Below are 17,302 nucleotides of genomic sequence, written 5' to 3' on the forward strand. Positions count from 1 at the left end.
ACAAATCTCTACTTTTCACGTAAATTCAAAAGAAACATTGATTATTTCAAAAAAAATTCGCATAAAATATTGTCATATCCTGCCCTTTAAGATATCCTTTTGTAGAGAGGTGAAATCATGGAAAAAGTACTTATTTTCGGGCATAAAAACCCAGATACAGATGCAATTTGTTCTGCAATTGCATATGCAGAGTTAAAGAAAGAATTAGGAATGGATGCTGAGCCTGTTCGTTTAGGCGAAATTAGCGGTGAAACTCAATTTGCTTTAGATCATTTTAAAGTAAAAGGACCGCGTTTTGTTGAAACAGTAGCAAACGAAGTGGACAATGTTATTTTAGTTGACCATAACGAACGTCAACAAAGTGCGAATGATATTGAGTCTGTTCGTGTATTAGAAGTAATCGACCATCACCGTATTGCTAACTTTGAAACGAGTGATCCTTTATACTACCGTTGTGAGCCTGTTGGTTGTACAGCTACAATTTTAAATAAAATGTACAAAGAAAACGGCGTTGCAATTCGTAAAGAAGTTGCAGGATTAATGTTATCTGCAATCATTTCCGATTCTTTACTATTTAAATCTCCAACTTGCACAGACCAAGACGTAGCAGCAGCTCGTGAATTAGCTGAAATCGCTGGTGTAGATGCTGAAAGCTACGGTTTAGACATGTTAAAAGCAGGTGCAGATTTAAGTGGTAAAACAATGGAACAATTAATTTCACTTGATGCAAAAGAGTTCCAAATGGGCGATGCAAAAGTTGAAATCGCACAAGTAAACGCTGTTGATACAAATGACGTTCTAGTACACCAAGCAGAACTAGAAAAAGTAATCTCTGCAGTAGTAGAAGAAAAAGGTTTAGACCTATTCTTATTCGTTGTAACAGACATTTTAACAAACGATTCTGTCGGCCTTGCCATCGGTAAAGCAACACAAGCTGTTGAAAAAGCATACAACGTAACGTTAGAAAACAATACAGCTACTTTAAAAGGTGTTGTATCTCGTAAAAAACAAATCGTTCCTGTATTAACAGAAACATTCCAAACTCTATAAGAGAAGTTTTGGATGAAAAGGAAAGAACAAGCAGATATACAGTCTACTTGTTCTTTTTTTGTTTTTAGAAGGCATAAAATTTCGATATTAAAGTCTGTTATTTTAATGTTTCATATAGAAAAGGTGGAACTTGAGTAGGGAGAATTGAAAAACCTGATATTTTTATCTGTGAATGAAAAATGCTATGATTTTATTGCAAATTATTTTGTCATATCTTAAAAGTAATAATGAAAAAATAAAGCAGGTTATATAGGATTGAGAGAGAAAAGAGGTAAGAAGATACGAATGAAAAGACTATGCATAATTCCATGTGGAAAAAAGAAGATTTGGGATAAGTGTCCTGATATTGGGCCGAAAGAAGCAAGAGAAGTGTACATTAGCCCATTCGGAAAAGCGTGCCAAGCGTATGCTTCTCAATTTTTTACACACTGGGTTATTTTATCTGCAAAGCATGGATTTTTACTACCAACCGATATAGTGAAAGAAAACTATGATCTTGCTTTTAATTCGAAAGGAAGTGAGATTATGAATATAGAACAACTAAAAAAACAGATGATGGATAAAGACCTGCTAGACTTTGATGAAATTGTTCTGCTTGCAGGAAAGAAGCATAAAAAAGTAGTGACAAAGTTATATCCAGAAGAAATCATCTCTTATCCATTAGAAGGCTGTAAAGGGATTGGATATATGTTGCAGCGGCTGAAGATGGCAGTTGAAAATCATAACGAGATTCAGTAAATGTAAAAAAGTTTAATTAACGTGGAAGTTAAAAAAATAAAGGGGCATTTGGAAACCCCTTTATTCTAAAGAGAATTTTCATTTAGATCATTCTAAATGTTGGTAATAATTTATCACTTGCTCCATAAGATTTCTGATCTCTTTTACTGGTGGTTTTTTATCGTATATATCTATATGTGAAGAGTAATAATTTAAATTTCTAACAAGGCCTTTTCCGATTTTTTCTTTTAGGAAAGGGAATATTTGTCCAGTATAGTCTTCAAGAGATTTACAATAATATTTTTCATCTAAATAAATACTATATTTACATGTTAGCTCTACTAGTGGGTTACCTTCAAAATCATATACATCTTTAGAGTCAAAAATGTCTATTAGTGCAAATCTATCATTAAGATAAACTTTTTTCTTTTTTACAGGCTTATTAGAAAGAATAAAAGCGATACCTATTGCATTAATCAATATGATGCCTCCTATAAATATAAAGTGAAACTCTCATCGGTCCTCACCAATTGGACTTTTATGTGCAGCACATCTCCCGTCTAATCCCCTTGCCCTTTGTTGAATTTTGAGTAGGGGGATCTTATTACCTGTTAATGCCTTATAAAAAAAGATACTAATAAAATATATCGATATTTGTTAAATGTAAAGGGGGAAAGTGTAGTTAGAGGAGAAGTAGAGAGTACAACGACTTTTGACTAATGGTATAATACTAATAGATGAAAGACTAAGAAAAGCAGGTGAATCCTTTTTGTTTACTAAAGCACAAGAACTTTTAGCTTCCTATTTTGGCTACTCGTCATTCCGTAGAGGGCAGGATGAAACAATTAAAAATATATTGGATGGAAAAGATACTGTTTGCATTATGCCAACAGGCGGCGGGAAATCTTTATGCTATCAAATTCCAGCATTAGTGTTAGAGGGAACAACATTAGTTATTTCTCCACTTATTTCTCTGATGAAAGATCAAGTTGATACCTTAACTCAAAATGGTATTCCAGCTACATATATTAACAGTTCTATTTCAATTACAGAAGCAAATCAGCGCATTCAGTTAGCGAAACAGGGACATTATAAATTGTTATATATTGCACCGGAACGTCTTGATTCGATTGATTTTATTGATCAACTCATTGATATGAATATCCCGTTAATTGCAATTGATGAAGCCCACTGTATTTCACAATGGGGACATGATTTTCGTCCGAGTTATTTGCATATTCATCGTGTACTTGATTACCTTCCAGTTCAGCCAATCGTACTTGCATTGACAGCAACAGCAACGCCACAAGTACGCCAAGATATTTGTAGTGCTCTAGGAATTGCAGAACAGAATACAATTATGACGACTTTTGAACGAGAAAATTTATCGTTTTCTGTTGTGAAGGGACAGGACCGTGATGCCTTTTTATCAGGTTATATTCGTCAAAACAAAAAAGAAGCGGGAATTATTTATGCAGCGACGCGTAAAGTTGTTGATCAGCTGTATGAAAAGTTAAATAAAGAAGACGTTTCTGTCGCGCGTTATCATGCTGGTATGAATGATAACGACCGAAATGAACAGCAAGAACGTTTTTTACGAGACGAAGTAAATGTAATGATTGCGACATCTGCATTTGGTATGGGAATTGACAAATCGAACATTCGGTATGTAATTCATTATCAACTTCCAAAAAATATGGAAAGTTACTATCAAGAAGCAGGACGTGCTGGGCGTGACGGATTAGATAGTGAATGTATCTTGCTATATTCACCGCAAGATGTGCAAGTACAACGCTATTTAATTGATCAGTCAACAGGAGCGTCTCGATTTTCAAATGAACTAGAAAAATTGCAACATATGACTGATTATTCCCATACCGAAAATTGCTTACAATCATTCATTCTACAATATTTTGGAGAAGAGCCAAAGCAAGATTGTGGCCGCTGCGGTAATTGTACAGACGATCGAAATAGTGTTGATGTTACAAAAGAAGCACAAATGGTATTGTCATGCATGATTCGAACAAATCAACGTTTCGGTAAGCAAATGATTGCCCAAGTATTAACAGGATCAAAAAATAAAAAGGTGATGGAATTTAATTTTCACACGTTACCGACGTACGGACTGCTGTCAAATCAAAGTACAAAAGAAGTGAGTGAGTTCATTGAGTTTTTGATTTCGGAAGAACTGATTGCAGTGGAGCATGGCACATATCCGACATTAAAAGTAACAGCTAAAGGTAAAGAAGTTTTACTTGGGAAACAACTTATTTTCCAAAAAGAAAGAGTGGAAACAAAACAAATAGTGAAAGATCATCCACTATTCGAAGAGCTACGTCATGTGCGTAAAGAAATTGCCCAAGGTGAAGGGGTACCACCATTTGTTATTTTTTCTGATCAAACATTGCAAGATATGTGTGCAAAACTACCGAAAACACAGGAGGAAATGTTAGAAGTAAAAGGAATTGGGGAACATAAGCTTGATAAATATGGTAATATATTTTTACAAGTTGTCACAAATTTCCTCGAACAGCATCCCGATATAGAAGAGATGATAACGACAGAAGTGATAATAGAACGAAAGCAGTCAAAAAAGGCAATGAAAAATTCTCATCATGCTACATATGAGATGTATAAACAAGGGAAAGAACTTTCTCAAATTGCCGCTGCGCGAGAATTGTCTTTGCAAACGGTAGAAAATCATTTAATTCGTTGTTTTGAAGAAGGAATGGAAATAGATTGGCCAAGTTTTGTTCCGAAAGAATACGAATCTATGATTGCGACCGCAATAGAGAAAGCTGAGGGTGGATTGAAAGCTATTAAAGAGCAGCTTCCTGACTATATTAGTTATTTTATGATTCGTGCTTATTTACAAATGAACAAATAATTACTTGTATGAAGTCATTTCATGTCACTTCTAATTTGTCTAGATGTTTCATACGTTAAAGAGTATGAGAGATTTGAAAGGGGAGTAAGGTATGAATAAATTAATATTTAAACAATTTCGTATGACAAGAAGTTATTTTATTAAAAACGTAGAATCACTTTCGAAGGAAATAGTAAATGTACAGCCAAACGGTTTTAACAACACGATCCAATGGCATATCGGCCATGTATTAACAGTTGCTGAACAGTTTATGCTTGGCTTTCCACATAAAACGACCCACCTTTCCGTAAATTATATTGAATTATTTGGAAACGGTACAAAGCCGGCTAATTGGAAAGATGATGTACCTACTGTAGATAAACTCATTATAGAGTTGAAAGATCAGTTAGTTCGTCTTCAACACATTCCTGCTAAACGGTTAAATGAAACGCTGGAAAAACCATTTATGGGACTTGAAACTTTTGGAGAACTAGCAGGTCTTACGTTAATGCATGAAGCAAATCACTTAGGACAAATTCAAGCAATGAAGCGTATCATTGAACATACAGGTGTAAAGAATTAGTAAACTCCCGAAAAATTAATTAGTGACTTTCAAAAGGGGCTATTCTCAGTGAGATAGCTCCTTTTGATTTTGCAAAAACACTCAATACAAAAGTTATGGTTAACGAGTGCCTAAAAGAACAAGTTTCTTCGTCAACGTGGATTAAAGAGTTAATATAGATTTTTTTAGAAAATCTCTCTAAACACTTGACTTATAAGTTTCATTTTTAATACAATTAATTTTCGACTGAAAATTCCAACGAATGGGAGGGGATTCCAAAAATGAAAGACATGTATGAACTAGAGCTAGAGAAATTAAATCACACACTTTCGCAAATTAATCACCAATTGGATAAGCTAGAAAATATACCGGTTTATCATGGAGAAAATTTTACTGAACAAGTACTTGAAACTATGCGAGAATCTAATCGTCAAAGACTTCGTATTGCCAGTGAAGAACCTTATTTTGGACGATTAGATTTTAAAGAAGAGGGACATGCGCAGCCAGCACCTGTTTATATTGGTAAAGTTGGTGCTTCTGATGAAGAAACGCAGCAACCAATCGTTGTTGATTGGCGGGCACCTGTTGCCAGTATGTTTTATTCATTTACAGGAGGAGAAGATGCAGCTTTTTATGATTCTCCAGAAGGAATCGTTAAAGGAATTGTTTACTTAAAACGCAATATTGCTGTTAGGAAGCAAACACTCGAACGTGTTGTGGATACATATGTAAGGGGAAGTGAGGATCTGTCACTAGCAGATGATTTTCTTCTCTATCGCTTAGGGGAAAATAAAGATAACAAATTAAAAGATATTGTTTCAACGATTCAAGCAGAACAAAATGATATTATCCGTGCTGAAAAAAATGTTCCTCTTATTATTCAAGGTGTTGCAGGTAGTGGGAAAACAACGATTGCTCTGCATCGTCTTGCTTTTTTAATTTATCAGTATCATGAGCAACTCAAGGCTGAAAAAATGATTGTTTTTGCACCTAACAGTATATTTCTCGATTATATTTCCAGTGTCTTGCCAGAACTTGGTGTTGGCAATATTCATCAAACTACGTTTCAAGACTGGGTATTACATACTTTAGAAAATAGTGTTTTTGTAAAGAATACTGATAAACAACTACAACAAGCATTCTCCATTCATAAAAACAAGCATGAAATCATGGCTGGTAAATTAAAAGGTTCAATCGAGTTTCAACTATTTATTAAACGAAGTCTGTCTGACTACGAGAAAAACATAGTGCCAACGAAAGACTTTGAACCTTGGGATGGTTCCGTATTGCAAGGAAAGGTAATCCAGCAATGGTTTGAAGCAGAATATAAACATTATCCAGTTGGGAAGCGAAGAGAGCGAATTGTCGCTCGCATGAAGCGTTGGATTGAGATGGAACTCAAAATGATTTCAGATACAAATAAAAAGAAACAACTTAAAAAACAAGCAACGCAAAGAATGAACAGTTATTTAAAATGTTGGCCAAAGATGACTGCACTATCTTTTTACAGTATGTTGATGAAACAAGAAAATATTTTCAGTGTGTTGCCAGCTGAAATTGTACAAGAAACAGCAAAAAGCTGTCGGAAAAAAGAATTGGCACTAGAAGATTTAGCACCGCTCATTTATATTCATCACTATCTAGAGGGCATAAAACTTGGACAAAAATTTCATCATGTCGTAATTGATGAGGCGCAAGACTTCTCACCATTTCAACTGTTTATTTTAAAAGAAATAACACTTGGTAATTCTTTTACCATTTTAGGTGATTTATCACAAGCTATTCATGAGTATCAAGGAATTGACGATTGGGAACAGTTCCAAGACGTATTTGATCACAATGCACAGTACTTTGAATTAACGAGAAGTTATCGGTCAACAAAAGAAATTATTAGTTTTGCAAATGAAGTGATTCAAACGGCAAATATTCCAGTAGGTCTTGCTAATCCTGTGTTTCGCAGCGGTGAAAGTGTAAAAGTTGTCTCAACAAATGATCAATTGCAATCTATTCTATCTACTGTAAAGACTATGCAAGAACAAAATGTAAAAACGATTGCGATTATCGGACGTACAGAAGAAGAATGTCGTGAGATATATGGAAAACTCACAGAAGCTGGTATTTCTACAAATATAATAGAAGCGAATCAAAGCAAATATGAAGGCGGTATTTCAGTCGTTCCTGTTTATTTAGCAAAAGGATTAGAATTCGACGCAGTACTACTTATGGATGTAGATGCAATTCATTATAAACAAACAAAGCGAGATGCTAAATTGTTATATGTCGGGTGTACTCGTTCCCTACATGACTTATGGATTTTTTATTCAGGGACATGCTCACCTTTAATTCAACAAATTTCAAAAGAGTTGTACGAAGAAAGGATAGATGATTAATTAAGAAGGAAATGAAATTAAAAGCTATAGCCCTGAAATACACTATGTTTGACGGTACTTTTAGGGCTATAGCTATTTTTCATGAGTAGTTAGTTTTAAGAATATAATGAATAGTATGTTTATTCAAATGGTCTGGGTCCTGCATCCATCCCTGAGTTTTCTACTGTTAAAACAGGACGAACTGTCATATCTGCATTTATATATACTTGACATGATAGACGTAAGTGATCCTCTACACCTTTTTCTGCAAATACAGATTTTTCAATCTTACCAGGTTCACAAAAATTACCTTCTAAAATTTCCACACGGCAAGTTGTACATTTTACTTTCCCGCCGCAGCGATGAAGAATATTCACACCATTATCTTCTAGCGCCAACACTAATTTTGTTCCTGTTTCCACTTCAAAAGTTCCTTTTCCTGGAACGGTTATTTTTGGCATTTTATACTCTCCTTATATAAAATATGAATAAGATAATTATCACCTTACCCTGTAAGAGGTAAACATAAGAACGACAATATTTCTTGGATGAAAAACTTATTATAAAAAATTCATAACACCCGTAACTTTTTTCTTTTTTTAATCGTTTATTAAATAAGCGCGCTTAAAAGGAGTGATCACTTTGAATACGAAAAGAGAGATGATTTCACAATCTAATGTAGAAATGCAACAATTAAATAGATCTATCATTATTAAACATTATGCGGAACTGAAGCGTTATTGTACATTTTTAACAAAAAGCACATGGGACGGAGAAGATTTGGCACAAGAAACAATATGTAAAGTATTGAAGAAATATATGAATGAAGATTGTAACCAAAGTATTTGTTTAACGTTGCTATACAAGGTGGCTCGTAACCAATGGCTGGATCATATGCGGACAAAAGCTTATGAAAAAGAAAGTAATAAAGAAGCTTCTTATGAACCTCATGAAAATGTTGCTGAATTATATGATTTAATCGAAATAATGCTATCTTGTTTAAATGAAATGCAAACTGTTATTTTCTTATTAAAGGATGTGTTTGAATATAGGTTAGCTGATATCGCGGCCATTACTTCCATGTCAGAAGGAGCAGTAAAAGCTTCCTTGTTCCGAACACGTAACAAACTGAAGACGATACAAGAAGAGGAACGTTTTGTAACCTCCAAAGACATGGAAGAAGAAACTGAAATACTTGTAAAGGCAATACAACAACAAAGGCCAGAGTTATTCGTAAAACTCATACCAACACTGCGATTTTCAAAAATCTCACAACAACAACCATTACTTTTATTACACAAAAGGTCTTCATACAACTGCTTTTCATGTGCTGCTTAAACTAAAATGGTGGAGGGGTTTTTCATGAGTGTAATTCCTTATGTGATAGAACAAACAAAACTTGGTGAACGTTCGTATGATATTTATTCCCGGTTACTAAAGGATAGAATTATTATGATTGGGCAAGAAATTAATGATCAAGTTGCTAATAGTGTTGTGGCTCAATTATTATTCCTAACGGCAGAAGACGCAGAGAAGGATATATCTATTTATATTAACAGTCCTGGTGGTTCAACTTCTGCAGGTTTTGCCATTTTAGATACGATGAATTATATTAAGCCGGATGTACAAACCATTTGCATTGGTTTAGCAGCTTCGTTCGGGGCGTTATTGTTATTATCGGGAGCAGAAGGGAAACGCTTCGCTTTACCAAATAGTGAAATTATGATTCATCAGCCGCTCGGTGGAACGCAAGGGCAAGCGACTGAAATTGAGATTTCAGCAAGACGGATTTTGAAATTAAAAGAACATATCAATCAAATTATTGCCGATAAAACAGGGCAGCCAGTTGAGAAAGTAGCAAAAGATACAGAACGGGATTATTTTATGAACGCAGAAGAGGCGAAAACATATGGAATTGTAGATGGGATTATCGGTTAAAGCTGAAAAGAGGTTATTGAATCATATCGTTCAATAACCTCTCATACTGTTGAAAAACAATCTAGTCAATATTTTGAATAAGTTTTACTTTATATAAAGAGTAGAAAGAATCAATCAAACATTGCTATTGTACAATGTTTGGTTGATTTTTTTATTTTGGAAAAGATGCAAGTGCTTCTAACCAGTAAGTCACTAATTTTGAATTCCAGCGGTCTTCATGATAAATCGCATAAATATGCCGTTGTAATATTTATTGATATTTGTGGTATTTTACCCAATACAGTTCCGAGTATTGTTATGGTTGTAGGGCTCATTTTATTTTGGAACGCACCATTTATGCCGCTTCCAATTTATAATACATCGGTTATGGTTATCGTTACATATGTTGTACTCTTTTTGCCATACACGGTGCAATATGTGAAAGCTTCATTAGGACAAATTGATGATTCGCTTCTATATGCTGGAAATATATTTTCTGGAAGCCCATTATATATATTTTGGAAGATTATAATGCCACTTATTGTTCCGGGTGTTCTAGCTGGGTGGGCCATGACATTTATTATTTCTATACGAGAATTGGTAGCATCACTTCTTGTAGTACCGCCATCTGTGGAAACATCAGCAACATTTATTTTTGCACAGTTTGAACAAGGGAATGTTTCAGTAGGCATGGCTATGGCTGTCGTTTCAGTAGGGCTAACTACAATTTGTTTGTTACTTCTTCAATATTTACAAGAAAAAAAGAAAGGAATACGTTCATGAGAGTGAAAGTGTGGGGAGGAGCTGGAGAATATGGACGGTCCTGCTACTTTATAGAGAATAAAGCGGAAACGCTACTGTTTGATTGTGGCATTAATCGCTCTTGTACAGATTGTTATCCCAAAATAGAAAAAGAAAAAGTCCCATTTTTACAAGCAGTTTTCATATCCCATATTCACGAAGACCATACAATGGGGCTTCCGCTTTTGGCTAAATATGGATATAGGGAAAAATTTGGATCACTAGTTATACACTACAGCAGCTCCCGCTATATTTCGAAAAATGGAAAAGCTACAATAAAGAAAAAAGAGAAGACTTACCATATAATCAATGTGATATAGAAAATTTAGATTATATATGTATTGATCAAATGAGTCGCCCAAATGAGTGGGTGGATGTTACATCTAGCTTACGTTTTCAATGGGGATATAGTGGACATATGTTAGGGGCTGTGTGGTTTTTAGTGGATATGAACGGAGCGTATGTTTTTTATTCTGGAGACTATACACCAAAATCATGTTTATTACGAGCTGATTTACCTGCGAATTTAAAAAAATCTATAAAATTAGCAATTCTGGACGCTGGATATCATACAGATTGTACGTCTCAGAAGGAACGAACTCTCCAACTATTTGATGAAATAGACGAAGCAGTGAGAAAGAATGGTACAGTTTTATTACCCGTTCCTCCATTAGGAAGAGCTCAAGATTTATTAATGCTCATACAAAAACGATATCATAAGATACCTATACTTGTAGATAGCGAAATAAAAGATGGTTTAGAAAAAATGAAACACTATACAGAATGGTTAAAAGAAAATGTGTTTCTCAAAAAAGATACAGATGTACGAAATATATTCCTAATCGACGGAAGGATAAAACTGCAAAAGAATAATTGTACACAAATCATTCTTATACGGGATGCAAATATGCGGACAGATGATGCGAAGAATTTGTACAAACAATTAAAAACGGACAATCGTAATACCATTATTTTTACAGGAAACATTGCAAAAGGAAGTTTTGCTGAAAAAATAAGAAATGGACGAGGACTTAATACTCGATATATTCCATATAAAGTTCACCAAGGTATAGAAGAAGTGAAGGAAATGCTTCAAAATATATCGCCCCAATATACTTTACTCGTTCATGCATCTAAAAACGATACTGATCAATTACAACAGAAATTAATGGAATGTGGATTTAAACACATCTATTCGGCTACTTTAGCTGAAGAAATAAGTTTTAAAAAAGAGGTTGTTGAATATAACGCTCAATAACCTCTTTTTGGTTTTTGAAGGATTAACAGGCAGTAAAATTCCGTTGTTAGAAGTTTTGCTCTATAAACAATTGAATTTTCCTAATTAATGGAATAGAATGAAAATATTATATATTCTTCGTTACTAATATATAAAATACATATTATTTAAGGGGTCTACAATGCAAAGAAAAAGACTAAGAGATTTAGATATTAATATCGGAAAATTAAAACCAGGAACATGTAATGCAATTACAGATGTGGAGGGTGTAATCGTCGGTCACAAAACGATTTTAGATAAGGATGTTTGTTCCGGACTTACCGTTATTCTACCTAACAACGGGAATCTAGCTGGATCGCATTTTCCAGCAGGCTTTTTTTCTTTTAATGGAACGGGTGAATTCACAGGAAGTCATTGGATTGATGAAACAGGTACTTTAGTAACTCCGATTGTTTTTACTGGTAGCCATTTACTTGGATTAGCACATCATTTTCTGTCGCGTGCTACAAGAAGAATTGAAAATTTAGAACCTTTCTCAAATGGAATAGTAGCAGAGACGTGGGATGGATGGTTAAGTGACTTAGAAAAAACATCCATGACATACGAAGATTTAGAAGAAGCAATCCTTCATGCTAAATCTGGCGTAATCGAAGAAGGAAATGTTGGCGGCGGTACAGGGATGATTTGTTTTGAATTTAAAGGCGGTATCGGTACTTCTTCTCGCATAATTGAATGTGAATCTGGGACTTATACAGTCGGTGCTCTTGTACAAACCAATTTTGGTAGAAGAGAAGATTTTATTATGAATCATAAACCCGTTGGCAGTATATTAAATGAAATGGAAGTGCCATTACCGTGGAGCACCCCGGAAAATGCAGGTTCTCTTCTCGTTACAGTAGCAACGGATGCACCGTTAGTACCTTCACAATGCGAAAGAATATCAAAAAGAGCATCGCTAGCAATGGCTAAATTAGGCGGTATCGGAGAAGAAGGTAGCGGAGATTTCTTCCTGACCTTTTCAACGGGGAATTGTTATTCTTACGATAATGAAACACCTCATCCTATCAATATGTTTCCATCAGAACAGTTAGATTTTATTTTTGAAGCAGCGATTGAATCTGTTCAAGAAGCAATTGTTAATTCTATGTGTATGGCAGAAACGATAACAGGACAAAAAGGGAGACAAGTACATGCATTGCCGTTAGAGCGTTTAGTAGAAATCTTAAAATCTTAAATTGGCAATGTATTATCACCGACAAGGGGGGCTTTATGTTTTATAGACGAAAGTTTTATATTGTAAAAAGTGAGTTTGTCGAGATTTTTAACAGGCATTTTAATGAAACCAATTTACCAAATCAACTTAAATATGGCTCACGGCTAATAGGCCGATGGATGAAGGATAATGGTGATGATACTGTAGAGGTTTTTGCAATATGGGAATATGATAGTTACGAGGATTATGTAGAAATTGAATCCAAAGTTAGAAGTGACGAGGCTCATCTTAAACGCATTCATGACTGGTACGAAAAAAATGGCGGAAGAGAGCATGTATTAAAGGAATATATACTAGAAATGAGAAATGAAGCCTTAGAATCAACTGTAATGAGCGATGAGTAATATATGAACAATAATTTCAAGTATTCTATCTTCGTCAAACAGGCATGATTGTTGAAGAATCATTAGATTTATACAATTTTATTTTCACTTTACAAATAGGGGGTGTATATATGTTTTCTCATAATCAAAGCTGTTTTATTTGTAAGAAACACAAAGGAAGTATTTCCGTACCAGGCGATGTTATTTATGAAGATAACTTTGTCTATGTTGGACATGTTTATTGGGAAGAAGAAGAAACATATTTAGGCTATCTGATGATCGATACGAAAAGACATACACCGGGTTTAGCGGAAATGAGTGAAAAGGAAGCGCAAGCATTCGGGCTCATTGTTAATAGAGTAAGCCGGGCTTTAAAAAAATGCGAAGGCGCGGAACATATTTATGCATTTGTATCTGGAAATGGCGTACCACATATGCATCTTATCCCGCGTTATCCGAACACACCGCAAGAGTTTTGGTCTCCAACAAAAATTGCAACTTGGCCAGGGGCGCCTCTAGGAAGAGAAAAAGAAATCGAACAATTATGCGAAAGGATCAAAATGTATTTGGTGAATGAATATGAATATAACGGATAAACCTCAGCAGTTTTCGTGGGTAGGGAATGAAGAGATGTGTATCGATCAAGTGAAAATTGATCAATGCGGCGATGTAATCATCGGGAGATATGGCGGAAACAAAGCCACTGGTGCTAAAAAAAACGAAGATGGAGCATTAGTATGGGCCTATGATGACTGGGAATTTGCTATGATTTTAGATGCTCATTATAGTGCGGAAAGTACAGCGCTACTAGTGCAAACGATGCAAAATGAGTTTTTTAATTTAAAAGAATTGTTAGATGAACCGATAGAAACGGTATTCCAATCCGTAGAAAAATATATATTATCTATTTTTCAATCTGAATCATTTCAACAATCTTGCCAGCGTATAAAAGGAGAGACAGCTTGTTTAATTTGTGTACGAAAAGCAAATTATCTTTGGTGGTTATCCGTTGGGGACTGTGTAGTATATCTTCTGCATGATGAATTACATAAATTAGGTCAGTACACTTTGAATCAACGAAACTTCTATGAATGGGTTGGTTTTGTCAATACATTTTCATTACCAGTACCTTGTTATTCATCTGGAGTTCGAGAATTGCGTACAGGACATAACCGTATTGTAATGGTGACAGATGGTCTATTGGAATGCGGGGAACATTATTACGAAAAACAATGCAACATATATACTGATCTCTATGGAGACAAAGAGAATACACAACTAACCAATCGCATTGAGAAGGTATTACAGCATGTACATGAGCAGCGTGGAAGAGATAGTGCGACGATTATAAGCTGGGATTATACAAACTCATTACCATCTATTTATCCAAGCGATCAAATATTTCAAAAGTAAAGCTTAATACTTATAAAGAAGGGGAGTAACATGGATCTTGAAATAGCTTTTGAAGAATTTCCGATTCTAGAATCTACGAATTTAGTATTAAAGAAGATTGAAGATGTTCATTTGCAGGACGTATATACAATCTATAGTAACGATAAAGTATTTGAATACTGTGGAATTATCCCGAAACACAATTTGAAGACAGTAAGTAAAATGATTCAGCACTTTGAGAGAGACTATAACAAACAAAGTAGAATTAAGTGGGGGATTTTTCAAAAAAATAATAGTGATACATTAGTTGGAATTATTGAAGCGATGGATTTTAATCGAAAGGTAAATATGGTCACAATCGGATACTTTTTAGGGGAAGAATACTGGGGGAAAGGGATTGCATCTGAAGCAGTTCATGCGGTTGTGAAGTTTTTATTTGAGGATGTCCATATAAATAGAATACAAGCTGAGGTTATGCCAGCAAATGATATATCAAAGAAGGTACTTGTGAAGAACGGATTCCTAAAAGAAGGCTTATTAAGACAAGCTACTTTATGGTCCGGAAAGGGAATTGTCGATTTAGAAATATATAGTTTTCTTCAAGAGGATTATAAATGATATAAAATAATAAAATTTTGTTACAAACACATTAGTGACCTTTATCGTAAAAATAACTATACAAATTAATTTTGAGGAGGCCATAAACGTTTACAATTTCTTTATGTGTAATGGCATTAGGTATTTTCATTATATTTGTAGGATATTCTATACGAAGAAAAGGGAATGCTTCATTTATCACAGGAAACAATAAAACCTTTGTTCCAAAAGATGAAAAGAAATTAACTGAACGAATAGGTATAGTTGTATTTTCATTTGGCGTTGAGACTGTATTGTTTCCGGTGATCTTTCACGTGATTCATGGTATTGAAGGGTACTATTTTGCAATATTAGCTTTGCTTCATATAATGGTTGTATTTTTTTCATGTTTTTCGACCAAATGGAAAAGCAGCGCTATCCAAAGAAGGAATAGTTATATAAGCTGAGGATCTTCACCAATGAAGATCTTTTTTACATTGAATAACATTAATATAATTACATTCCCTTTCATTAACTTTATAGTGATAAGAAACAGTCATCATTTATTCTCCGTGTTTGTAATAAAATGATACAAGAACATTCATGTTAACGGGAGGAAGAGGAATGCACCAAAACGATCGGAAAAAGAAATGGAACGACTTTTCCAAAATAATTCCGCATTCTCTTTTAGATGTGAAAAATGAATTAAAGAAAAAATGTGAAAACAAACAGCTCCCCGTTAAAACATGGAAGTTAACAGAAGAAGAAACAATGCTAATTCATAAAATTAAAGAACAAACAAGTGGGCGCAACAAAAATAACGTGACGCGAACGCACGCTTATTATCGTTTTTACCTTCGATACCCAGAGATACAATGGGCATTGCTTGGGCATATGGTATCGCGTAATGGCGGTTGGAATATGACCGATTTAAAAGGGGAGTTATATACTAGATTATTGTCAGAAAAAGATCAACTCACCTTCTTTTCTTTTTTAGAACGAGGTAACTGGTTAATCTTTCAGGATGTATATCCGCAATTTTTGTTGTACGAACAAAGTGTAAAAAAATCAAAAAATTTATTCTATCTTTTACCTTTTTTTCATGTATCAACGTTTATGGAAACGATATGGAATTATTTTTGGAACACAGGTGATCGCTATACATTAGCCATTGCCACCGTTATTAATGAACAAAGCTATTTAGAAAAAAGGGTTATTCAAAATGAATATTTTAAAAAGACTGTACTAAATAGTATTGCATTCAAACTTTACGATTTTTTCCGTTTTAATCATATCCTCTTTCCGTTTTATAAAGATGAGACTAAACAACAAACACTGCTATTCGGTGATACGATGAAACATTTTACTTCCCTCCATGAACGAATTCTACTCGGAAAACGATTATACTCACTATTATTTCGCCGCGAAAACATCTTACAAAGAGTATTAAACTGGGCTCATGATTATCCGCATACTGGTTCACGAAAAGACTACTGGCCGCATTTGTTTTATGATGTAAACGAATCATTTTCTCGTGCATTTTATGAACGCCGAATAAAAAACTGCCAATTAAGAAAAGGTGCGAATCGCTTATATAGTCCACGATTAATATACGCATGGAAAGACCTTAATCATGAAGAAGCGGAAAGTGAAGACTGGTTTGAAGACTGGCGCGTTATGGATTATTTAATCGATAAGGGAGAAAGTACAGATGGAAAGATTTATAACGAATACTGCAAAACGCTTGAAAAAATTGAGCTTGCCATCTTGGTCAAAAAAAATGTCTTGCTCCGAGAAGAAGCAGGGGAGGAATAACCTGAAAGCTATTGTAGCCGCGATCATTGTCTCTAGTTTAATCGGAACATATTTAGATTTATTATTTGTCAATAAACAAATGTATGCCTTTCCAGTGAGACCCTTCCCGCATATATTTACAATTAATATTGCATTTACGTTATTCATATTACCTACTTCCACCGCTCTTTTTGTGTGGAGTATGAAAATGTTACCTACATTTTCAAAAATCATATTTATCATTTTGATTGGACTTTGTATGAGTATTTCTGAACGATTTGCGGAGCAGCTAGGATGGTTCGTTCATAGCGAAGCATGGCATCATTCCTATTCTTTTTTCGGATACATGATTTTCCTGCTTTTTATATGGAAGTTTTATCGTTGGTTTCAATAACAGGAAATTGCGTTAAAGAGATCTAAAAAAT

At 34.5% G+C, this 17,302-nt stretch carries 19 protein-coding genes and 1 pseudogene; 18 read left to right on the plus strand and 2 right to left on the minus strand.

Annotated features, from left to right (window positions below; all coding sequences use genetic code 11):
• The first annotated feature begins 117 nt into the window (after nt 1–117).
• Both ppaC and PLX19_RS06700 read left to right on the plus strand, forming a co-directional pair.
• Entirely contained in the window at nt 118–1,050 is a 933-nt protein-coding gene (gene ppaC, locus PLX19_RS06695; protein WP_272187728.1) for a manganese-dependent inorganic pyrophosphatase, read from the plus strand.
• 285 nt (nt 1,051–1,335) lie between these two features.
• Nucleotides 1,336–1,788, plus strand: a complete 453-nt coding sequence (locus PLX19_RS06700; RefSeq protein ID WP_272187729.1) for a DUF6884 domain-containing protein — start codon at nt 1,336–1,338, stop codon at nt 1,786–1,788.
• An 87-nt stretch (nt 1,789–1,875) separates the two neighbouring features.
• Here PLX19_RS06700 and PLX19_RS06705 read toward each other — a convergent pair whose 3' ends face one another.
• Complete coding sequence (locus PLX19_RS06705) at nt 1,876–2,247, minus strand: cytoplasmic protein (protein ID WP_272187731.1); 372 nt, start codon at nt 2,245–2,247, stop codon at nt 1,876–1,878.
• A 289-nt stretch (nt 2,248–2,536) separates the two neighbouring features.
• On the opposite strand from PLX19_RS06705, the gene recQ reads away from it, so the two are divergent.
• The 3 genes from recQ to PLX19_RS06720 all read left to right on the plus strand — a co-directional run bounded on the left by recQ (nt 2,537) and on the right by PLX19_RS06720 (nt 7,585).
• Nucleotides 2,537–4,654 carry a DNA helicase RecQ gene (gene recQ, locus PLX19_RS06710; protein WP_272187732.1) on the plus strand — a complete coding sequence of 706 codons (2,118 nt, stop codon included), beginning with the start codon at nt 2,537–2,539 and terminating at the stop codon, nt 4,652–4,654.
• Between the two features lie 91 nt (nt 4,655–4,745).
• A complete protein-coding gene (locus PLX19_RS06715) occupies nt 4,746–5,216 on the plus strand; it encodes a DinB family protein (protein WP_272187733.1) in 471 nt (156 codons plus the stop codon).
• A 260-nt stretch (nt 5,217–5,476) separates the two neighbouring features.
• On the plus strand, nt 5,477–7,585 hold the full coding sequence (locus PLX19_RS06720; RefSeq protein WP_272187734.1) for a HelD family protein: 2,109 nt from the start codon (nt 5,477–5,479) through the stop codon (nt 7,583–7,585).
• A 119-nt stretch (nt 7,586–7,704) separates the two neighbouring features.
• Here the strand turns inward: PLX19_RS06720 and PLX19_RS06725 are convergent, their stop codons facing one another.
• Nucleotides 7,705–8,025, minus strand: coding sequence for a 2Fe-2S iron-sulfur cluster-binding protein (locus tag PLX19_RS06725; RefSeq protein ID WP_272187735.1), 321 nt, complete (start codon nt 8,023–8,025; stop codon nt 7,705–7,707).
• A 181-nt stretch (nt 8,026–8,206) separates the two neighbouring features.
• Here PLX19_RS06725 and PLX19_RS06730 point away from each other — a divergent pair, with 181 nt between their 5' ends.
• The 13 genes and pseudogenes from PLX19_RS06730 (at nt 8,207) to PLX19_RS06790 (ending at nt 17,271) form a co-directional block, all read left to right on the plus strand.
• On the plus strand, nt 8,207–8,902 hold the full coding sequence (locus PLX19_RS06730) for an RNA polymerase subunit sigma-70 (protein ID WP_442869031.1): 696 nt from the start codon (nt 8,207–8,209) through the stop codon (nt 8,900–8,902).
• Between the two features lie 9 nt (nt 8,903–8,911).
• Nucleotides 8,912–9,502, plus strand: coding sequence for an ATP-dependent Clp endopeptidase proteolytic subunit ClpP (gene clpP, locus PLX19_RS06735; protein ID WP_272187736.1), 591 nt, complete (start codon nt 8,912–8,914; stop codon nt 9,500–9,502).
• 249 nt (nt 9,503–9,751) lie between these two features.
• Nucleotides 9,752–10,264 (plus strand): annotated as a pseudogene (locus PLX19_RS06740) (ABC transporter permease); the annotation flags it as partial.
• Nucleotides 10,261–10,602 (plus strand): MBL fold metallo-hydrolase, encoded by a 342-nt coding sequence (locus PLX19_RS06745; protein WP_272187737.1) that lies wholly within the window; start codon nt 10,261–10,263, stop codon nt 10,600–10,602. The pseudogene PLX19_RS06740 and the gene PLX19_RS06745, both read left to right, overlap by 4 nt.
• A 29-nt stretch (nt 10,603–10,631) precedes the next feature.
• Nucleotides 10,632–11,540, plus strand: coding sequence for an MBL fold metallo-hydrolase RNA specificity domain-containing protein (locus PLX19_RS06750; protein ID WP_272187738.1), 909 nt, complete (start codon nt 10,632–10,634; stop codon nt 11,538–11,540).
• A gap of 160 nt (nt 11,541–11,700) precedes the next feature.
• Nucleotides 11,701–12,753 (plus strand): P1 family peptidase, encoded by a 1,053-nt coding sequence (locus PLX19_RS06755; protein WP_272187739.1) that lies wholly within the window; start codon nt 11,701–11,703, stop codon nt 12,751–12,753.
• 35 nt (nt 12,754–12,788) lie between these two features.
• Nucleotides 12,789–13,136, plus strand: coding sequence for an NIPSNAP family protein (locus PLX19_RS06760; RefSeq protein WP_272187740.1), 348 nt, complete (start codon nt 12,789–12,791; stop codon nt 13,134–13,136).
• A 110-nt stretch (nt 13,137–13,246) separates the two neighbouring features.
• Complete coding sequence (locus PLX19_RS06765) at nt 13,247–13,711, plus strand: HIT family protein (RefSeq protein WP_272187741.1); 465 nt, start codon at nt 13,247–13,249, stop codon at nt 13,709–13,711.
• Complete coding sequence (locus PLX19_RS06770) at nt 13,689–14,528, plus strand: protein phosphatase 2C domain-containing protein (RefSeq protein ID WP_442869032.1); 840 nt, start codon at nt 13,689–13,691, stop codon at nt 14,526–14,528. The genes PLX19_RS06765 and PLX19_RS06770 overlap by 23 nt, the downstream gene beginning before the upstream one ends.
• A gap of 30 nt (nt 14,529–14,558) precedes the next feature.
• A complete protein-coding gene (locus PLX19_RS06775) occupies nt 14,559–15,125 on the plus strand; it encodes a GNAT family N-acetyltransferase (RefSeq protein ID WP_272187743.1) in 567 nt (188 codons plus the stop codon).
• 110 nt (nt 15,126–15,235) lie between these two features.
• Complete coding sequence (locus tag PLX19_RS06780; protein ID WP_272187744.1) at nt 15,236–15,550, plus strand: hypothetical protein; 315 nt, start codon at nt 15,236–15,238, stop codon at nt 15,548–15,550.
• Between the two features lie 157 nt (nt 15,551–15,707).
• Entirely contained in the window at nt 15,708–16,898 is a 1,191-nt protein-coding gene (locus PLX19_RS06785) for a DUF2515 domain-containing protein (RefSeq protein ID WP_272187746.1), read from the plus strand.
• Entirely contained in the window at nt 16,864–17,271 is a 408-nt protein-coding gene (locus PLX19_RS06790) for a CBO0543 family protein (RefSeq protein WP_272187748.1), read from the plus strand. The genes PLX19_RS06785 and PLX19_RS06790 overlap by 35 nt, the downstream gene beginning before the upstream one ends.
• Nucleotides 17,272–17,302 lie beyond the last annotated feature (31 nt).

Source organism: Bacillus sp. BP-3, assembly GCF_028401955.1.
Lineage (GTDB): Bacteria > Bacillota > Bacilli > Bacillales > Bacillaceae_G > Bacillus_A.